Origin of the sequence: Streptomyces sp. NPDC051286, assembly GCF_044455345.1 — a bacterium.
Lineage (GTDB): Bacteria > Actinomycetota > Actinomycetes > Streptomycetales > Streptomycetaceae > Streptomyces.
This window is the reverse complement of record NZ_JBITER010000023.1, coordinates 109,308-128,538: the sequence shown is the minus strand read 5'-3', so window position 1 is coordinate 128,538 and position 19,231 is coordinate 109,308. Positions and strand designations below refer to the sequence as shown.

15 protein-coding genes and 2 pseudogenes are annotated in these 19,231 nt (G+C 71.3%); 10 read left to right on the top strand and 7 right to left on the bottom strand.

What is annotated here, in order from left to right; all coding sequences use genetic code 11:
* Positions 1–577: 577 nt before the first annotated feature.
* Complete coding sequence (locus tag ACIBB8_RS23340; protein ID WP_398955026.1) at positions 578–1,477, bottom strand: NAD(P)H-binding protein; 900 nt, start codon at positions 1,475–1,477, stop codon at positions 578–580.
* A 957-nt stretch (positions 1,478–2,434) separates the two neighbouring features.
* Here ACIBB8_RS23340 and ACIBB8_RS23335 point away from each other — a divergent pair.
* From ACIBB8_RS23335 to ACIBB8_RS23320, 4 genes are all read left to right on the top strand, one after another.
* Complete coding sequence (locus tag ACIBB8_RS23335) at positions 2,435–3,493, top strand: NAD(+)/NADH kinase (protein ID WP_398955024.1); 1,059 nt, start codon at positions 2,435–2,437, stop codon at positions 3,491–3,493.
* Between the two features lie 184 nt (positions 3,494–3,677).
* Positions 3,678–5,522: a glycoside hydrolase family 15 protein gene (locus ACIBB8_RS23330; RefSeq protein ID WP_398955022.1), complete on the top strand. Its 1,845-nt coding sequence runs from the start codon at positions 3,678–3,680 to the stop codon at positions 5,520–5,522.
* A 120-nt stretch (positions 5,523–5,642) separates the two neighbouring features.
* The gene (locus tag ACIBB8_RS23325; protein ID WP_398955020.1) at positions 5,643–6,077 is read left to right on the top strand and encodes a MarR family winged helix-turn-helix transcriptional regulator; all 435 of its coding nucleotides are present in this window, start codon (positions 5,643–5,645) and stop codon (positions 6,075–6,077) included.
* On the top strand, positions 6,074–6,529 hold the full coding sequence (locus ACIBB8_RS23320; protein WP_398955018.1) for a hypothetical protein: 456 nt from the start codon (positions 6,074–6,076) through the stop codon (positions 6,527–6,529). Before ACIBB8_RS23325 ends, ACIBB8_RS23320 begins: the two co-directional genes overlap by 4 nt.
* Before the next feature lie 24 nt (positions 6,530–6,553).
* Here ACIBB8_RS23320 and ACIBB8_RS23315 read toward each other — a convergent pair whose 3' ends face one another.
* A complete protein-coding gene (locus ACIBB8_RS23315; RefSeq protein ID WP_398955015.1) occupies positions 6,554–7,573 on the bottom strand; it encodes an alcohol dehydrogenase in 1,020 nt (339 codons plus the stop codon).
* A 1,211-nt stretch (positions 7,574–8,784) separates the two neighbouring features.
* On the opposite strand from ACIBB8_RS23315, the gene ACIBB8_RS23310 reads away from it, so the two are divergent.
* The 3 genes from ACIBB8_RS23310 to ACIBB8_RS23300 all read left to right on the top strand — a co-directional run bounded on the left by ACIBB8_RS23310 (position 8,785) and on the right by ACIBB8_RS23300 (position 10,928).
* A complete protein-coding gene (locus ACIBB8_RS23310; RefSeq protein WP_398955013.1) occupies positions 8,785–9,276 on the top strand; it encodes a lamin tail domain-containing protein in 492 nt (163 codons plus the stop codon).
* A 69-nt stretch (positions 9,277–9,345) separates the two neighbouring features.
* Positions 9,346–9,690 (top strand): hypothetical protein, encoded by a 345-nt coding sequence (locus ACIBB8_RS23305; RefSeq protein ID WP_398955011.1) that lies wholly within the window; start codon positions 9,346–9,348, stop codon positions 9,688–9,690.
* A gap of 221 nt (positions 9,691–9,911) precedes the next feature.
* The gene (locus ACIBB8_RS23300) at positions 9,912–10,928 is read left to right on the top strand and encodes a serine hydrolase (RefSeq protein WP_398955009.1); all 1,017 of its coding nucleotides are present in this window, start codon (positions 9,912–9,914) and stop codon (positions 10,926–10,928) included.
* Positions 10,929–11,365: 437 nt separating this feature from the next.
* Here ACIBB8_RS23300 and ACIBB8_RS23295 read toward each other — a convergent pair.
* The 5 genes and pseudogenes from ACIBB8_RS23295 to ACIBB8_RS23275 form a co-directional block, all read right to left on the bottom strand.
* A pseudogene (locus tag ACIBB8_RS23295) lies at positions 11,366–12,058 on the bottom strand (HAD family hydrolase); the annotation flags it as partial.
* A gap of 97 nt (positions 12,059–12,155) precedes the next feature.
* Positions 12,156–13,238 carry an ABC transporter ATP-binding protein gene (locus tag ACIBB8_RS23290; RefSeq protein WP_398955008.1) on the bottom strand — a complete coding sequence of 361 codons (1,083 nt, stop codon included), beginning with the start codon at positions 13,236–13,238 and terminating at the stop codon, positions 12,156–12,158.
* A gap of 8 nt (positions 13,239–13,246) precedes the next feature.
* A complete protein-coding gene (locus tag ACIBB8_RS23285; RefSeq protein ID WP_398955006.1) occupies positions 13,247–14,080 on the bottom strand; it encodes an ABC transporter permease in 834 nt (277 codons plus the stop codon).
* Entirely contained in the window at positions 14,068–14,982 is a 915-nt protein-coding gene (locus ACIBB8_RS23280; protein ID WP_398955004.1) for an ABC transporter permease, read from the bottom strand. Before ACIBB8_RS23280 ends, ACIBB8_RS23285 begins: the two co-directional genes overlap by 13 nt.
* Positions 14,979–16,133, bottom strand: a complete 1,155-nt coding sequence (locus ACIBB8_RS23275; RefSeq protein WP_398955002.1) for an ABC transporter substrate-binding protein — start codon at positions 16,131–16,133, stop codon at positions 14,979–14,981. The genes ACIBB8_RS23280 and ACIBB8_RS23275 overlap by 4 nt, the downstream gene beginning before the upstream one ends.
* A gap of 235 nt (positions 16,134–16,368) precedes the next feature.
* On the opposite strand from ACIBB8_RS23275, the gene ACIBB8_RS23270 reads away from it, so the two are divergent.
* The 3 genes and pseudogenes from ACIBB8_RS23270 (at position 16,369) to ACIBB8_RS23260 (ending at position 18,852) form a co-directional block, all read left to right on the top strand.
* On the top strand, positions 16,369–17,133 hold the full coding sequence (locus ACIBB8_RS23270; protein ID WP_398955000.1) for a GntR family transcriptional regulator: 765 nt from the start codon (positions 16,369–16,371) through the stop codon (positions 17,131–17,133).
* A gap of 263 nt (positions 17,134–17,396) precedes the next feature.
* A pseudogene (locus ACIBB8_RS23265) lies at positions 17,397–18,119 on the top strand (hypothetical protein); the annotation flags it as partial.
* A 253-nt stretch (positions 18,120–18,372) separates the two neighbouring features.
* Positions 18,373–18,852 (top strand): lamin tail domain-containing protein, encoded by a 480-nt coding sequence (locus ACIBB8_RS23260; RefSeq protein ID WP_398954998.1) that lies wholly within the window; start codon positions 18,373–18,375, stop codon positions 18,850–18,852.
* Positions 18,853–19,231: the final 379 nt, after the last annotated feature.

The window sequence follows — 19,231 nt, the reverse complement described above, 5'->3', positions numbered from 1 at the left end:
CGACGAGGGCGACGAGGGCGAGTACTGACAGAGCCGCTTGCGTCACAAGGAAACCCCGGCCCGTCGGAATCGGGCCGGGGTTTCCGGCATGAGGGGACAGTCCCCGCCAGACACCCAAAACCTCCGCACCCGCTGCGCCATGCCCGGCGTTCACCGAGGCGCCCCGCGTGTTGCCGTAGCCGGCCCCCCGCGAGCTGCGGCGGATCGAACACTTCGCGGTCCCGGTTCCGCCGGATCCACCTCCGCACCAAAGGGAGGCCAGGCCATCACGCCGTATCCCGCGGGAATCGAACGCCTGCATGTCCTCGGACGGCAGCCCCCGGGGAGTGAGCCGCGCAGGGGAGCCGGCCGTCTGCCCGCACGACCGGCCGCAAGCCGCACGACCGGGGCGGCCCTTGCTGCGCCTGGCCCGATGGATCACGCCGTTCCCGCTCGGCCTTGCCCCGGTCGGCATGGCGACCGGCGGCTTTCGGGGGCACCGCCGGACCAACCCGCCACGGCCGGCCGCGCCCGTGCCCGGCTTGTCCTTGCCGGTACCCGCCGTGCCTGGATACCGGCGGCGGGTGCCGCAGCCGGGTCAGCGTGCGGGTGTGTCGCCGGTGAAGGCCGCACAACGGCTTTGTACGAAGTCGCGGAGACTCAGCGGAGAGTGTCCGGTGATCAGCTCCACATCGTCAGTGGCCCGGTCGTACCTGTTCTCGGCGTGCAGGCGCGCCACCGTGGAGAGGTGCTCGCGAATATGCTCCGGCAGGCCCAGCGGGTTCAGCCTGGTGCGTACCCATTGCGCGTGGGGGACGTCGAGGTAGGTGATGTTCCTGCCCAGTGCGCAGGTCAGCTCTTGCGCGATGGCTGTCATGTCGCGGGAACGCTCTCCGGTCAGGTGGTAGGTGCGGCCCACGTGCGTGTCCGGCGTGGCAAGAACGGTGGCCGCGACCTCGGCCACGTCCTGGGTGGCGACCGGGGAGGTGCGGCCCGATCCGAACGGAAGCCGGATGGTGTTGTCCTGCGCGACGTCGGCGGCCATGATCATCTGGAAGATCGGGTTCTCCATGAACACCGTGGGCCTGATGTGGGTCACCGGCAGGCCGGACCAGTTGAGGGTCTGTTCGGCGAGCCAGTGCTGACGCTGCTGCCGGGACTCACTGGTGCTGGCCAGTGTCATCTGGGAGACCGTCATCTGGGACATGTTGACGAAGACCTCGAGATGCCCGTGGTCCAGGGCGGCCGCTGCCGCGGTCACCGTCGCCTCCAGATAGTACGAGGAGACGCCCAGTCCGAAATACACCCGGCGACAGCCGTCGAGCGCCCGCACAACGTCGGCCGCGCGGGTCAGATCGCCCACGGCGACATCCGCCCCCAGAGCGCGGAGCTCGGCGGCGCGCCCGTCGTCGCGGTGCACGAAGGCACGAACCGGCAGACCGCTGCCGCGCAGGCGTTCCACCACCAGCCGGCCAACGCCGCCGGCGGCGCCTGTCACGAGGATGAGGGAAGTTTCGGGAAAGGGGATCGACAATCGGTGCGCCATGGGCGTGATCCTTCCGGTTGGCGGTGCCCGGCTGTGGGACGCACTGCCGGGCACACCGGTATGGCGTAGAGGTACAACGGGTCACGGCAGACGGGATTACGGGGCCGTCCACGCGAAGAAGCTCCCCGGTATCCGCTCGCACAGCCGATCGCGGACGGTGCGGCCGCCTCGGTGCCGGCGCCGCTGGGCCCGCTGCCCGTCCGGCTCGGGGCTTCGGCAGCGGCGTCGGACGCCGGTACACATGCCTGCGACATCGCGGTCGCGACCGGCCAGGACCTGCCCCCGGAGCAGGAGTTGGCCAAGGGCCTGTGGGGCGCGGCGGATCAGCCGGTATCAACGCCCAGGAGCCGCCCCCCACTGTCACCCAGGAGCGTTGTTCCTGCCCGGGCCCGGTTCCCCTGTTCCGCCGCTCGAGTGTCGCCCGCCACGAGAGCACAGCGGTTCTGCCGCCGTGGTGTCACACCGGCGACGCCGCTCGCGAGGACCCCGACACCGCCAGGGCGGGAAGAGTTCTTCCCGGACCGCGCGGACAAGACCGGGCGCCGGCCCCACGGCAGCCCGAGACCGGTGCCGCAGCAGCCGGCGCTGCGACGCAGGCCTGACGGCCTCCCCCGCGACAGGGACTGGGCTCCCGACCTCTCGGCCTCGCTCGAGCAGGGAGGGGCCCCCTTCGGCGTTGTCGTCGGTCACCGACGCTCCGCGTCGACTTTGTTCTCCGCCCTGCCATCGAAGCCGCATGACGCCGCCCGCCGATCCACTCCCTGCCGCGGGGGAGGGGCGTAACCGGTCCGCGTCCACGCCTCCTCCTGACCGGCGCAGGAGGAGGGCTGCTTTGGGCCGGTCCGGCGGCCCCGGGGAAGATCCGTTGCGATCTGCGCGGCGCGCCGGGGCGGTCTACGGTGAGAAGTGATGCCTCTGAACCGGCTGGGCCTGGTTGTCCACCAAGGCCGGCCCGCCGCCGTCGCGGCCGCGCGGACCGCCCGCCTGTGGTGCGCCGCACGCGGCATAGCCTGCACCGACATCGACGTGTGGCGGGAGGGGGAATCGCGGCACGGCGGCCAGGAGGAGGCCGAGGCGGCGGGCCACCCCGGGCTGATCATCACGTTCGGCGGTGACGGCACGTTTCTGCGCGGGGCACGGATCGCCGCCAAGGACGGGGCGGCGGTGCTGGGCGTGAACGTGGGCCGGCTCGGCTTCCTGACCGAGATCACCACCGACCAGGTGGAGGCTGCCCTCGACGTTCTGCACCGGGATCAGGCGGTGATCGAGGAGCGGATGGTGCTCACACTGCGCGCGTCGCGCCCGCTTCGCACGCCCGTCGGCCTGGACACGGTGCTGTGCTACGGGCGCGGACCCGCACTGCCCGCGCCGGCCGTGCGCCCCGCCGGGGTGCAGACGGCCGGCTGGGGTGTCGCCCTGGACGTCACCGCCGTCAATGACGTGGTCCTGGAAAAACTCGCCCGGGACCGGCAGGCGAGCGTGGCCGTGTACCTGGCCGGGCAGCTGCTCGCCTCCTACTCGGCCGACGCGGTGATCGTGGCAACCCCCACCGGCTCGACCGCCTACAACTTCGCCGCGGGAGGGCCGGTTCTGGACCCCGCCGCCGACGCCATCGTCTTCACCCCGGTCGCTCCGCACATGGCCTTCGACCGCACCGTGATAGCCGCGGTCGACGAGGCGGTCGTGGTACACGTGCTGCCGCATTCCGGCCGGGTGGCCGTGAGCATCGACGGGCAGACACGCGGAGTACTGGAACCGGGGGACTGGGTTGCCGCCTACCGCGCACCGTACCGGCTGCGCCTGGCTCGTCTGGCACCGCTGGCGTTCTACCACCGGCTGCGCGAGCGCTTCCAGCTGGCCGACGCCCCGGCGGCCGCCGTCGACCAGACCCCGCTCTTCCACCGGCCCGACACCCCGCCACCCGACGATCTGGCCCACCTGCGCCGGCCCACACCGCCCGCCGCCTGAACGCACGGCCGGTGACTTCGCCGGCTCTGCGAGGGTGACGAACCCGCCGCCACATCCGCGGCGCGGCACACGGCGGTGGCGGCTGAAGCGGCAGAGCCAGGCACACATGCGTGGCGATTTAAGCTGTTATCAGGGTTGTTTTCGGCTTCGCGGCGGTGGCGCCGCGGTGGCAGGGAGGCCTGGCATGGCGTTCGAGAGTGCCGGATGCAGTGGATACGGGCAAGGGGCGGGTTCCCCGCGCTACCTGCCGATCGCCGACCACGGTCTGATCGGCGACCTTCGTACCGTCGCGCTCGTGGGCACCGACGGCACGATCGACTGGTACTGCTGCCCACAATTCGACGCACCCAGCGTGTTCGGCTCCATCCTGGACGCGGACCGGGGCGGGTCGTTTCAGCTGGCCGCGGACGTGCCCGCGCGCACGCGCCAGTTCTACTTTCCCGACACCAACGTGCTGATCACACGGTTCTTCGCCCCGGACGGGGTGGGCGAGATCCAGGACTTCATGCCCGTCGGCGACGAATCGGGCGAGGTCCACCGGCACCGGCTGATCAGACGCCTGCTCTGCGTCCGGGGCTCGCTCCCGTTCACCGCGCGGGTGGCTCCCCGCTTCGGATACGGGACCGAGCCGCACAGCGCACGCCTTGAGGGCGACAGGGCACACTTCGAATCCAAGAACCTGTCCCTGGCGCTGACAGCCACCGTGCCGCTCGAATGCGACGGCACGGACGCCTGGTCGCACTTCAAGCTGCTGGAAGGCGAGTCCGCCGTCTTCGCCCTCGACCGGATCGGGGCAGAAGTCGCCGTGCGCGGGTGTGCCCGGCGCGAGGCGGAGGACGAGTTCCAGGCCACGGTCCGCTTCTGGCGGCACTGGCTGGGCGCCTCGCGCTACCACGGACGGTGGCGGGAGATGGTGCACCGCTCCGCACTGACCCTGAAGCTGCTCGTCTACGCGCCGACCGGCGCGATCGTGGCCGCGCCGACGACGAGCCTGCCCGAAGAGATCGGATGCGAGCGCAACTGGGACTACCGGTACACGTGGGTCAGGGACGCCGCCTTCTGCATCTACGCCATGCTCCGGCTGGGCTTCACCTCGGAGGCCGAAGCGTTCATGGGCTTTCTGTCCTCCTGCATCATGTGCGAGGACGAGGCCACCGGACCGCTGCAGATCATGTACGGCATCGACGGACGCCGCGAGCTTCCCGAACGCGAACTGTCACATTTCGAGGGGTACTTGGGTTCGTCCCCGGTACGGGTGGGAAATGCCGCCGCAACCCAGCTCCAGCTGGACATCTACGGAGCACTCATCGACTCCGTCTACCTGTACGACAAGTGGGGGCAGCCCATCAGCAGCCACCGCTGGGACGAGGTCGGCGCCGTGGTGGACTGGGTCTGCGACCACTGGGACCAGCCGGACGAAGGCGTCTGGGAGACCCGCGGGGGACGACGGGACTTCCTGTACTCGCGCCTGATGTGCTGGGTGGCCATTGAGCGGGCCATGCGCATGGCGACCCGGCGCGGCCTGCCCGCCGATCTTGTCCGGTGGGGCAAGAGCCGTGACGCGATCTACCGGCAGATCATGAGACGCGGCTGGTCGGCCGAAGCCGGCGCCTTCGTCCAGCAACTGGACGGCGACGTCCTGGACGCCTCCGTGCTGATGATGCCCCTGGTCAAGTTCGTCTCCCCGGTCGACCCGAAGTGGCTCTCGACGCTGGACGCCCTCGGCACGAAGCTGGTCGCCGACTCGCTCGTCTACCGCTACGACACGGGAGCCAGCCCGGACGGCCTCCTGGGCACCGAGGGCACCTTTTCGATCTGCTCATTCTGGTACATCGAAGCCCTCACCCGGGCCGGCCGCCTGGAAGAGGCCCGCCTGGCCTTCGAGAAAATGCTCACCTACTCCAACCACCTCGGCCTGTACGCAGAGGAAATCGGACCGACGGGAGAACAGCTCGGCAACTTCCCGCAGGCCTTCACCCACCTGTCCCTCATCAGCGCCGCCTTCAACCTCGACCGCGCCCTCGGCTGAACCCGCCGGCCCCGAGGGACGCCCGGACACACCGCCCGGCCTGCGGCCGCCGTCTGCGGGCGGTGCCCACAGCCCGGCCTGACGCGCAACACTTAATACGAAATCGTATAGTCTGAAATCGTGAAATCCGAACCCGTGTCATGTGAATGGTCTGCCCTGCTGGCGCTCCAGCGGGCCACCCACGCCACCTTGCAAGTACTTGCCGCAGAGCTCGTCGACCTGGACCTGACCGCCTCCGAGATCAATGCGCTGGCCAACCTTGCTGACGGCCGCGGCAGAACCGTGTCCGAACTGGGCACGGCCGTGGGTACTCGCCCCACGACGCTGACCAGCGTGCTGGACCGACTGGAACGACGCGGCCACATCACCCGGGGCACCCGCCCGGGCGACCGCCGGGCAGTGCTCATCGAGCTCACCTCTTCCGGGCGCCTGGCCGCCACTACGATCCGACAGGCCGTCACCGACCTGGAGCACCACGCGCTCGGCGACCTGCCCGCCGATGCTGTCGCCGCCCTGCGCACCGCCCTGCAAGCCCTGACAGAGGTGTCCTCATGACCGTGCACCAGCCCCGGACACAGGCCGACGGCGCACCCACCTTCGAAGCGTTGATGGCCGAAGTGATGGCGAACGCCGAGCGGTTCGGCCACCGCGAGCATGTCCACCTGACGTGGCTGGCCGTGCGACAGTGCGGCGTGCCCGCGGCGGTCGGCCTGGTCAGCGACGGCATCCAGCGCACCGCCCGATACGCGGGTGCGCCCCAGAAATACCACGCGACCGTCAGCCGCGCCTGGGTGGAACTGGTCGGGCACCACACCGACGAGCGCGACGAAAGCGACTTCGCCGCGTTCGCCGACCACCACCGCGCGCTGCTCGACAAACGACTGCTGACCCGCTTCTACCGCCCGGCAACGCTGGCCGGCCCGCAGGCCAAGAGCGGCTGGGTCGAGCCCGACCTCGCCCCGTTCCCCTGGCAGGACACCGCCCAGCAGGCCCCACGGCGGCCGTGACGGAGCAAGCGCCGCAGGTGGTGGTCAGTTGCCGGTGGTGAGCACCATGCGGAAACGGGCTGCGCCGCTGAGCATCCGCTGGAAGGCTTCGTCGACTTCCTCCAGCGGCACCGTCTCCACCATCGGCTTCACCCCGGTGCGCGCGCTGAACGCCATTGTGTCCTGGACGTCCTGGGCGGTGCCGGACGGGTGGCCGTGGACGGAGCGGCTTCCCCCGATCAGCTGCAGCGGGCTGATCTGCAGCGGCTCGGGGGTAACGCCGAGGACGATCAGCTGCCCACGGTGACGCAGGCCGTCGACGGTGGCAGTCATCGCGTCGGAGTTGGCCGCCGTGGCGAGCACGACGCGGGCGCCCCCCAGCGCCTGGAGGGCTTCGGCGACGTTGACGGCGCTGCTGTCGATGTAGTGCCGGGCGCCGAGCTCCCGGGCCAGTGACTCCTTGTCCTGGCCGCGGGCGATGGCGACGGTGTCGAAGCCGAACCGGTCGGCGTACTGGACTCCGAGGTGTCCCAGGCCGCCGACGCCGAGGACTGCCACGAGGTCACCAGGCCGGGCGGAGCTGTGCCGCAGAGCGTTGAAAGTGGTGACGCCGGCACAGCCGAGCGGCGCGGCCAGGGCGGCCGGCAATCCGTCAGGAATGCGCGAGAGCGCCGATACGGGGGCCACCATGGCGTCGGCGTAGCCGCCGGGGTAGGCCAAGCCGGGAACCTGAAGGTTCTGGCAGTCGATGAAGTCGCCTTCGCGGCAGGGCACGCAGTGGCCGCAGTGGCCACCGAACCAGCCGACCTCGACACGGTCGCCGACCTGCCATCCGCTCACGCCTTCGCCGAGGGCGTCGATCCGCCCGGCGACCTCGTGGCCGGTGACCAGCGGGAACTGCACGCCGGGAAAGCCGGCGTGGACGAAGCCCGCATCGGTGTGACAGATACCCGCCGCCTCGACGGTGATCCTGACGTGGCCGGGGCCGGGCTGCGGCAGTTCCCGCTCGACGATTTCGAACTTCTCGCCCGCGGCGCTGACCTGGGCGACACGCATCGTGTTCATGGAACTCTCCGTCTGTAGAGCAAGGGGAAAGGGGGAGGCGTGAGACCGGTCGAGTGCTGGCCGACACCAAGGTCCGTACGACTGTTCCAGGGAACGGAATTCCCGATGGGCGTAACCGGTCAAGAGATCGCTGTTCAGGATATTCCCGATCTCGTGCAGGACCCGGAAAGCCGGGCGCACGAAGAACTCCCGGAAAAAGAATGTCTGTGTCGTTCCAGAACAACGCCCGCGCCAAGCCCGGCCTCGGGCGGCGGCCCGGCACGCCTTCTGGTGCGAAGGCTTCGCGGCGCAGTCCAACGGCGCGGCCGCATCGGCTGCCTGAGCCCGGGGCAGGGGCGGCGAGCATGGCACCGGCACGGCACGCCGAAGATTCGAGGCGCATCGTCCGCTGCTGCCGGGGCCGGCCTGCCGCCTGCTCGGCAGCATGGGGGACACCGAGGACACGGTGCAGGACGCCTGTGTGCGCTGGACGGCCGCCGACCGCGCCGGGGCCGGCGCACCCCAGGCCTTCTCGAACTGCTCGGCGAGGACGTGGCCGTCTGGAACGGCAAAGGCGGCAAGGTGCGGGCCGAGCCGCCCCCGGTCTCCGGGCGCGAGCGTGCCCTCGCCTTCCTGGCGGGCCTGGTCACCCGCCGCCTCATGGGGGAGGCCAGGCCCGTCGACGCCACCGGCCGCCCCGCGCCGCCGGCCACCGTCGACGGCGCAGGGCGGCCGGTGGCGCTCGATGTGCCAGACGGCCGGATCCACGGCATCTTCGCCGCCCTCGACCCGGACAGGCTCACCCACGTACCGATCCGACCTGTCCAGCCCGCGGCTGCCGGGGAAGACCGCACTCTGCGGGCAGGTGTTCGGCCACACGATACGTGTCTGGATTGCACGGAATTGTGGCTGTTACTGATGAGCGTGCTGCTGAACGGGTGGCTTGCGGGGTGGTACGGCGGGGTGTGCGGGGGCCGGAAGAGGCTTGTCCCCGGTTGCGGAGCGGGTGCGTGGATCCGGCAGCCGATGTCAGGGGCATGCCCGGGCGGGATGTGTGATCAATGCAATCGCGAGTTACGGAAATGTCCGCATTAAGTAACACGAACCGGAGTCGCTGTCAGTGGCGCGGGAGGTGTTCCAGTCTTTGGGTTCTCGGCCTGAGGGGCCGGGAACCGTACCGCGCAGCATGGCCCTTGACCGGGCCCTGGGCGCCCTTACTTGAGGGGACATCAATGTCTGCTTCTCGTACCGTCCGCCGCATCGCCGCTACCGCTCTGGCAGCCGGCTCCGTCGTCGCCGCGGCGGCGATGCCGGCATCAGCCGACAGCGACCACGGCCACGGCCACGGATACAGGCACGGCCGTTACCACTCGTACTCCAACGTTGTCCTCGGCGACATCCAGTACGACAGCCCCGGCCGTGACAACTGGTCGAACCGGTCCCTGAACCGGGAATGGGTGGAGGTCACCAACACCGGCCGCCGCGCGGTCGACCTGGACGGCTGGACGCTCTCGGACCGCGACGGCAACCGCTACCGCTTCGACGACCTGCGCCTGCCCGGCTACGCCACGGTCCGCGTCCACACCGGGCACGGCTATGACACCCGTCGGGACGTCTACCAGGGCAGCTGGGACTACATCTGGAGCAACTACGCCGACAAGGCCACCCTGCGCGACGACGACGGCCGCACCGTGGACACCCAGTCCTGGGGCTACCGCCGCTGACCGGCCCCTGCCCCGCGACTGACCAAGGGCGCACCTTCTGACCCCGGCGTGCCGCCCTTTTGGTCCGGCGTGCCACCACCCGCACAGGGAGGTGGCACGCCGCTCTCGTATGCCGGCGGCCGCCGGGTTCTCGCCGCCGCCACCGCGGGCTCCCCGCCGGTCCTGGCCGCACACGGCATCCGCCGCCGAGAAGTGCCCATGCCTGTGGTCCAGGAACTGCTGACCGAGCGAGGCCCGGCACCGCGGTACCGGCGGGCACGCCCCCTGCCCGGCCGGTACCGGTCGCTCAGGAAAAGGGTGATCAGGAACTGGTCCGAGCCGGTTTTCGTCCCGGCTGCCCGCGGCATCAACGTGGCCGGCGAGGCCGCGGACGGAACCGGGACCGGCGGCGTCACGGGACGCGCCCGCCGGTGAATCCGCGGCCACCGACTGGTCGGCCGCGCTCATCGACGCGACGGCGGCGCACCTGTCATGGCCGCCATGAGCAGCTGAACCCGCACGGAAAGTTTTGGCCTCATTGAGTGCTCATTCCGCAGAGTTCATTTATGAGCGATGTGTGCGGAATCACGAGCCGTGTCGCGCGGCTGTTATGTGGGCCATAGCTATTTCACGGATGGTCTTTTTATCCTCGCGCCATGTCTCGCCATGTGTTCGCTCCGCTGGTCGTCACGTTCGCCCGGCGCCTCCCTTCGCGCTACGCCCTGGCCGCACTCGCGCTCGTCATGGCCGGCGGGGCGGCGACGGGCGGCTTTGCCGACGCGGCCGGGGCCGACAGGGCGCGGACCGTCCCGCGGTCGGGCCAGACGGCGGGGACGGGGCCCGGCATCGCCCGGCCGGCCGCGGTCCTTGCGCCGGCGCCCGCGCCCGCCGCGGTGGCGCACTCGCCGGCGGTGTCCGTGGCGGCCCTGCAGACCGCCGGCACCGGTGTGGCTCCTGACCAGGCGCTGTCCCGGCGGCTCGCGCCGGTCGTGGCGGCCGGCCCCGCCTCGCTCTCGGTGGCGGTGCTCGATCCGGCCGACGGGCGCACGGCACAGTACGGCGTGCGGGCGGGGACGACGTACGACACGGCGAGCATCGTGAAGGTCGACATCCTGGCGGCCCTGCTGCTCAAGGCCCAGGACCAGCACCGCGGGCTCACGGCGCAGGAGAAGACGTCCGCCGAGTCGATGATCCGGATCAGTGACAACGCGTCCGCCGACGCGCTGTGGCGCGTGATCGGCGAGGCGCCGGGCCTGAACGCCGCCAACCGCAGGCTCGGCCTGACCGGCACGACCGGTGGCGGCGACGGGCACTGGGGGCTCACCCAGACCACCGCGACCGATCAGCTCGCCCTGCTGAGCGCCGTCTTCGGTACCGACTCCCCCCTGGACCAGGCGTCCCGGGGCTACCTGCGCGGCCTCATGGGCGGCATAGCGGCAGGCCAGGACTGGGGCGTTTCGGCGGCCGGCCCCGTCACCGGCCTGAAGAACGGCTGGCTGCAGCGGACCGCGACGGGCCGCTGGGACGTCAACAGCATCGGTCTGGTCCGGGTGGACGGACACGACCGCCTGGTGGCGGTGCTGTCGCGGGGCAGCGTCAGCATGGCGGACGGTGTCCAACTGGTGGAGAAGGCGGCCAAGGCGGCTGTCCGGGCCCTGGACACGACGGCCTGACCCCGCAACCGCCACCGGGGCGGCGAACCAGGCCATGCGCGCGCCCGCTGCCGCCCACCACCGGCAGCAGCGGGCGGATCGCTGGGGCAGCACCTTCAACGGTCCGGTGAGCTGCTCGAGTTCACCGGCTGTGCAGCCGCGGTCCGAGCCCGGACGCGTCGGGCGGCCCGGCGGGCGCCTCCCGGTCCCGCCCGTCCGGGACACTCCACCGGGCCGGCCCGCCGAACACGCCCCGCCCCGGCCGCGTCGGCCACGTACTCCGGGGGAGGGCGGCGTCGAAGGCCGGGTCACGCTCCCGGCCGGGGGCGCGATGGCGGAGCATGGCGGCGCCTTGCGGGAAGGGCAGGGGCAAATCCGCCGTCGGGTTCGCCGGGAACACGCGTCCCGTGAGCCGGCGCCGGCTCGCCGAGCACACAAGGCCCCGGCACCCCGGCGCCGACCAGCGCACTCAGCAGCCCCGGGGACGCCTCCTTCAGGCTCCCGAGAACCGTGCGCCGGGGTGCCGGTCCGATCGGCGCGACGGACGGGACCGCGAGGACGTGGCAGCCCGCCGCCTCCGCCGAAGCGACGCCCGTGGGAGTGTCCTCCACCGCCACACAGGCGGCCGGGGCCACACCCAGGGCCCGGCAGGCGGCGAGGTACGGGTCGGGGTCGGGTTTCGTGCGGAGCGTGTCGTCGGCGGTGACCGTGGTGGTGAACCGGCCCGCGCCCAGCGACTCCAGGGCCTTCACGACGGTGTCGGCGACGTGCCGCGGCGAGGCCGTGACAAGGGCGGTCGGAACGCCCTCGCCGCGCAGCGCCACGAGCAGTTCGACCGCGCCGGGGCGCGGCACGACGCCGGCACGCACCCGGGCCGCGAACTTCCGGTGGAGCTCAGCGGCGACCACGCCGGCCGGCGCGCCGGCGGCCCGGCCCAGCACCGTCGCCGTGTGCTCCACGGGGCGGCCCAGCACATCGGGCAGGTCGGCTTCGGTGAGCGCGTACCCCAGCCCCGCGGCCACCTCGTCGACGGCCGCCCACCACAGCTGCTCGGTGTCCACGAGGGTGCCGTCCATGTCGAAGAGCACGGCCTTCAGCAGGGATGGCTGGACGGGGGTGGTGCGGGGGCGCGTCACGGAGGTCTCTTTCAGCGGGTCGACGTGGTACGGGTACTGACGTACCGCAGGGCTGCGGGGCGGTACGGCCGCAGACGTCCTGCGGGCATTCGTATGCGGCCGGCGCCGGGGCTCAGCCGCGGCGCGCCGCGACCAGCACCGGCCGGTCAGGGAGGGTGACGGTCACGGCAGCGCCCGGGGCGAGTGCCGCTGCCTCGTGCGTCTGCAGGTCGGCCTTGATCTCGGTGCCGTCGGCGAGGCGGACGGTGACACGGGTGGCGGCGCCGAGGAAGGCGGTGGCGGCGACCTGGGCGTTGCCGGTGTCGTCCGCGGTGAGCCGGACGGCCTCGGGCCGCACGAGGACGTCCACGTCGTCGCTCTCGCCCGGCCGGCCGTCCACGGGCAGCCGTCGTCCCAGGACCGCCACCGTGGTGCGCCCGGCGTCGAGGACGCCCGGGATCCGGCTCATGGTGCCGACGAACTCGGCAACGAACGCCGTGGCGGGCCGCGCGTACAGCTCGGCGGGGGCCGCGCACTGCTCCAGCCGCCCTGCACGCATCACGGCGACCCGGTCGGCCATCGAGAGTGCCTCTTCCTGATCATGTGTCACGAAGAGTGTGGTGATGGCGAGTTCCTGCTGCAGGCGGCGGATCTCCTCGCGGAGCGTCAGCCGCACCTTGGCGTCGAGCGCGGACAGCGGTTCGTCGAGCAGCAGGACCCGCGGGCGCAGCGCGAGCGCGCGGGCGAGCGCGACGCGCTGCTGCTGCCCGCCGGAGAGCTGGTGCGGAAACCGTGTCCCCAGGCCCCCGAGGCCGACCAGCTCCAGCAGTTCGGCGGCGCGGTCGCGCCGCTCGGCCGTTCGCACCTTGCGCATGCGCATCCCGAACGCGACGTTGTCGAGCGCGCTGAGGTGCGGGAAGAGGCTGTACGACTGGAAGACCATCCCGGCGTCGCGGCGGTGGGCCGGCACCCCGGTCACGTCCTCGCCGTCGACGAGGACCTCGCCCAAGTCCGGGTGCTCGAACCCGGCGAGCATGCGCAGCGCGGTGGTCTTGCCGCAGCCGGACGGGCCGAGCAGGGCGAGGAGTTCACCGGGCCGCGCGGTCAGGTCGAGACCGTCGAGCGCGACGGTCTCGCCGAACCTGCGGCGCATACCGCGGAATTCGACGGTTGCGGCGCCGGTCGCGGCAGCCTTCTCCTGCGTGGTGATCGTCATGGTGGGGGTCATCCCTGGGAGGCGGTACGGGAGGGGGTGCGGCGGCCGCCGAGGGTGGCGACGGCCAGCAGGAGTGCCCAGGTCACGAACAGGCTGAGCACGGACACGGCGACGGACATCTGGGCCTGTGAGCCGCCGATGCTGTAGATCCAGACGGCGAATGGCTGGAAGCCGAGGAGCTGGGCGACCGTGAACTCGCCCAGCACGAGCGCCAGCGTGAGGAACGCCGCGTTCAGCAGCGCGCCGCGGAGATTCGGAAGCACCGCGCGGACCAGGGCCTGTGGCCAGCTGGCGCCGCAGCTGCGCGCGGCCTCGACGAGCGTGCGCACATCGGCCGCGCGCAGCCCCGCGTCGAGGGCACGGTGGACGAACGGCAGAGCCATCACGACGTAGGCGAGGACCAGCACGATCGGGAAGTTCGGGTTCTGGAGCGCGACGAACGTCTGGAAGAGCGGCGTCGCCGCGAGGTACTGGGGACCCCACTTGAGGACCGTTCCGATCCCGGCGACGAACGCGATCGGCGGGACGATCAGCGGCAGCGAGCAGACGACCTCGACGACGGGCCGCAGCCGGGGCGCGCCGAGCCGCAGCGCGACCATGGCGGGCACCATCAGCAGCAGAACGACCGCGATCGTGGCGGCGGCCAGTTCGAGGGAGAGCACCAGGCTGGGCAGGAAGCCGTCGGTGCCCAGGATCTGCGCATACGCGTCGGCGTTCAGGCCCTGCCCCGGCACGTCGACCGTGAAGATGACGGAGGCTGCCAGCGGCACCAGGAAGTACAGCGCGGCGACGGCGAGGACCGCGGCCCGCCAGGGGCGGAAGCTGGTGTTCAGGCGAGCCATCGCGCGCTCCGTCGTTGCAGGGGCAGGTACACGGCCATCACCAGGCCCGCGACGAGGACCATGTCGAGGCTGAGGGCCAGCGCCACGTTCTCCTGGCCGACCAGGACGTTGCCGGAGATGGCGTCGGCGATCTGCAGCGTGACCAGCGGGACCGAGCTGCCGACCATCGCGGCGGCGGTGGCGTAGGCGGCGAACGCGCTGCCGAACAGCAGCACCAGGCCGCCGAGCAGCGACGGCGCGAGCACCGGCAGGGCGACGTGCCGCCAGTACTGGGCATGCGTGGCGCCGTTGTTCTGTGCGGCCTCGCGCCACTGGGAGCGCAGCCCGTCGAGAGCGGGCGTGATGGTGAGAACCATCAACGGGATCAGGAAATAGAGGTACGTGAGGGTCAGACCCCAGAAGCTGTACAGGGTCCAGCCCGTGTCGGCGAGACCCAGGTGGTTTGTGAGAACGCCGGAGTTGCCGAGCGTCGCGACGAAGGCGAAGGCGAGCGGGACACCGCCGAAGTTCGCGAGCACCCCGGAGGCGGTGAGTACGGCCTCGCGCAGTGCGCGGAAGCGGGAGACCACCACGGCCTGGGCGAGCAGCAGCCCCAGCAGCGTACCGATGGCCGCCGAGACGGCGGACAGCTTGACGCTGCCCAGGAGCGCCGTCAGATAGGCACCGTGCAGCGACGCGGTCAGATTGGCGGTGGTGTAGGACGTGGCGCCGGTGGCCGGGTCCTTGACGGTGAACGCGCCGTTCAGCATGGCCAGGGCCGGGATCCCGAAGGCGATCGCCACGAAGACGAGCAACGGAACGACGGCGAGCCACCCGCCGCGCCGGCGCCGCCGGGCGCAGGGTGCGGCGGGCGCGGCGTCGGCGCGGGCAGGCGCAGAAGTGACAGTCGTGCCGCAGGTCATCCCGAGACGGCCTTGCCCCAGCCCTGGGCGATGATGCCCTTGGCCTTGTTCTGCTGGGCCTCGGTCGGGAACGCGACCGTGCCGGAGACCTCGGGCAGCTTGGCGGCGGCGTCCTTGTCGAGCGTCCCGGCCTTCTCCATGGCCGGCATCAGCGCCGGGCGGGCGTAGCCCCCCAGCCAGAGGTTCTGGCCCTCGGCGCTGTACAGGTACTCCTGCCACAGGCGGGCGGCGGCGGGGTGCGGTGCGTCCTTGGTGATGGCCTGCGAGTAGTACTGCGCGTACCGGCCGTCGGACGGGACGGAGACCTTCCAGTCGAGTCCCTTGCCCTTGAACTCGTCGGCGTAGCCGGCGTTGAGGTAGTCCCAGTCGATACTGATGGGCGTCTCGCCCTTCTCGATGGTTGCCGGGGTCGACTCGACCGGCGTGTAGTTGCCGTTCTTCTTCAGCTGGGCGAAGAAGTCCAGTCCCGGCTGGATCTCGTCGAGGGAACCGCCGTTCGCCAGGGCCGCCGCGTAGACGCCGCCGAACGCGGAGCCGGACTTGGTCGGGTTGCCGTTGAGCGCGACCTTGCCCTTGTACTCGGGCCTCAGCAGGTCCTTGAAGGTGGTGGGGCAGTGCTTGACGCGCTTGGCGTCGCAGCCGATGGAGATGTAGCCGCCGTAGTCGTTGTACCAGCGCGCCTGCGGGTCCTTCTGCGCGGCCGGTATGCCGTCGTACGAGGCGACCTTGTACGGCGCGAACAGTCCCTGCTGGGCCCCGCTCAGCGCGAACGAGCTGCCCAGGTCCAGCACGTCGGGGGCACGGTCCTGGCCCTTGCGCGAGGTGACCGCGTTGATCTCGTCCTGGCTGCTGCCGTCGGGGTTCTCGACCTCGACCTTGATGCCGTACTTCTTGGTGAAGCCGTCGATCAGCGCGCCGTAGTTGGCCCAGTCGCGGGGCAGAGCCATCGCGTGCAGTGTGCCCTCCTTCTTCGCCGCGGCGACAAGGCTGTCCATGCCGCCGAAGTCCGTCGCGGAGGTTGCGGTTGCGGCCGTCTTGCCGTCGGAGGTGGCAGCGGACTGGCTGGTGGCTGCGCCACAGGCGCTGAGGCCGAGTGCGGCGACGGCGAGGCCGCCGGTGAGGACGGCGATCCTGGACAGGGACACGGTCACGATCTCTCCTGGGGTGGCGCCCCCGGACGGTGATTCCCGTAGGGGCTCGACAGAGAACTTGTTTGAACAAGTCGGCCTCAGTAGGCACGTCCTCGATGTCGCCTCGGTGAATAAGAGGGCAACTGTGACCCCCATTCGTCTGGACACTTGCCCGATGCCTTTGGGGGGAACGCTCTGCTTCCCTTCTCGTCTACGCTGGTTCACCTGCACACTGCGCACAGCACGAGAGGGGACCATGGCAGCCCGACACGAGGAGATCGCCGAGGAGTTGCGCCGGGCGATCGATCGCGAGGAGTACGCGGTGGGCAGTCGGCTGCTCCCGGAGACGGAACTCGCTGCCCGCTACGGCGTCTCGCGCGGCACCGTCCGCCAGGCCGTCGCCGCCCTGACGTCGGAGGGGCTGATCGGGTCCCGGCAGGGCGCGCGGCGCGTGGTGCTCGCCAGCCGCCGCAACCAGAGCTTCGCCGAGCTGCGCAGCTTCGCCCAGTGGGCGCGCGCGATGGGCCGTACGGCGACGGGCCGGGTGGTGTCCTCGCAGTACCGCCCCGCGACCGCCCAGGACGCGGTACGCCTTCAGGTGCCGGCCGGCGTGCCGGTGCTCCAGGTCCTGCGGCTGCGCGGCCTGGACGGGGAACCGGTGCTGCTGGAACGGACGGTGTACGCGGACTGGATCGCCCCGGCTGTCGAGCGCATCGAGGCGGACTGTCCGTCAGTGACGCAACGGCTGTTCGCGGACACGGGGCTGGTCTTCGCGTACGGCGAGCATCTGATCGACGCGGTCGCGGCGGGCGCGCAGGACGCCGAACTGCTGGGTGTGCGCCGGACGAGTCCGCTGCTGCGGGTGCGCCGGGTCACGACCACCCGCGAGGGCCGCCCGGTCGAGTGGTCCGACGACCGGTACCGCTCCGGCGCGGTGAGCTTCAGCGTCCACAACTCGATAGGCAACAACCCGCTGGCCCGTCAGACAGGCCCGGGCGCGGCGCCGGTGGGTCCGGTGTAGGCAGACGATGGCCACCGGGCCGACCGGTCGGGCTGCGGGCGTGATCAGTCCAACCGGTCCTCCCTGCCGGGCAACGGGCCGGTATGGGCCCCGAACCCGACCTCGAAAGCCCAGCCCCCTGCACCGAGGCCGGGGCTGCCGACACCCTCCGTCTCATGTCACATGACAGCAACGCGTTCGACCTCGCCCAGACAACCGACCCGCGGCCACGAGGTCCAACCCGGCACCTCCGAGTCCGTCGCTCAGCTGTCCGCCGGCAGAGGCCCGCCGGGCAGGGAGGCGCCGCAGCACGGCAGTTCGACGCCGCGCTGATGTCCGCGGGCTTCAAGCTCTCGGCGAACCTGCTGGAGCATCTGTCGGCACTGGCCGAGGAGACGGTCGTCGACACCGCCGCGCGCACCCTGGACACCGTCCGCGAGATGACCGGCGACCACGTCCAGCACAACGTCTACTTCGCCGACTTCCCGGCCAACGTGCCGGACACGTTCGACTTCTGGACGCGGTGCATCGCCGAGGCGCTCGCCGACGACGCGTCGCGCCAGAGCACACTTGCCCAGCTGCGCACCGGCCTGGTCGACCTGCTGACCCTCCCGTCGTACGGCAACTACCAGCACACGTACGCCCAGATGCTCGCCGCGCACGACGAGCTGATCGCCGCCTGGGGCGACCGCGTGACGGTCCTGCACCTGGGCGGCACCCTGGACGACGAGACCACCGCCCTGTATCTGGCCCTGGCGGGCAGCACCACCCCGCTGGGCGAGGAGGACCTGCGCGACCTCGGCACGCTCGCCGGGCACTGCGTCGACGGCCCCCAGCCCGAGGCGATCCCGGTCCGGGAGAACCGCGCCCTCGTCAACCTCGCCCGCCTCGACGCCGGCGCGAACCTCCTCCTGGACACCGTCACCGACGTGCTCCGCCTGGCCTGCGCACTGTCGCACGGCGACATGACCCTCGTCGAACCGGCACGGTTCCGGTCGCTGTCCCGAAAACGGCTTGGTCCCGGCTGCGGGACGGGTGCGTGGATCTGGCAGCCGATGTCAGGGCATGCCCGGGCAGGATGCGTGATCGATGCAACCGTAAGTTACGGAAATGTCCGTATTGAGTAACACGTGTCGGAGTCGCCGTCGGTGGCGGGGGAGGTGCTCCAGTCTTTGGGTTCTCGGCCTGAGGGACCGGGTACCGCACCGCGCAGCATGGCCCTTGACTGGGTCCTGGGCGCCCTTACTTGAGGGGACATCAATGTCTGCTTCTCGTACCGTCCGCCGCATCGCCGCTGCCGCTGTGGCAGCCGGTTCCGTGGTCGCCGCGGCTTCGATGCCGGCATCCGCCGACAGCGACCACGGATACGGCCACGGCCGCCACCAGCCGTACTCCAACGTTGTCCTCGGCGACATCCAGTACGACAGCCCCGGCCGTGACGACTGGTCGAACCGTTCGCTGAACCGGGAGTGGGTGGAGGTCACCAACACCGGCCGCCGCGCGGTCGACCTGGACGGATGGTCGCTCACGGACCAGAGCGGCAACCTGTACCGCTTCGACGACCTGCGCCTGCCCGGCCGCGCCACGGTCCGCGTCCACACCGGGCGCGGCTATGACACCCGCCAGGACGTCTACCAGGGCAGCCGGGACTACATCTGGAGCAACTACGCCGACAAGGCCACCCTGCGCGACAACCGCGGCCGCACCGTGGACACCCACTCCTGGGACTACCGCCGCTGACCGGCCCCTGCCCCGCCCCTGACCAAGGGCGCACCTTCCGCCCCCCGGGGTGCAACCCTTCCGGTCCGGCGTGCCACCACCCGCACAGGGCGGTGGCACGCCGCTCTGGTACGCCCGGGCTCCCCGGCTTCCCACCACCCGGCACGGTGCACGGTCGCACCACCCGGGAAAAAGCTGCAGGGCCCTGGTCTGAGGGCCCAGGGCCCAGGCGTACGCATCCCAGGGACCGAAGACGCGCACGCCACAAGGCCCAACACCCGTAACAAGGGGCACGTCACGGGTGCCACGCCCGGAGTCCGGAAACAGACGCCACGTACCTGAAAGCGCTCCGAGCCGCCGCTGCCCTGAACGCACCAACGCGATGTCCTCGACAGGGACC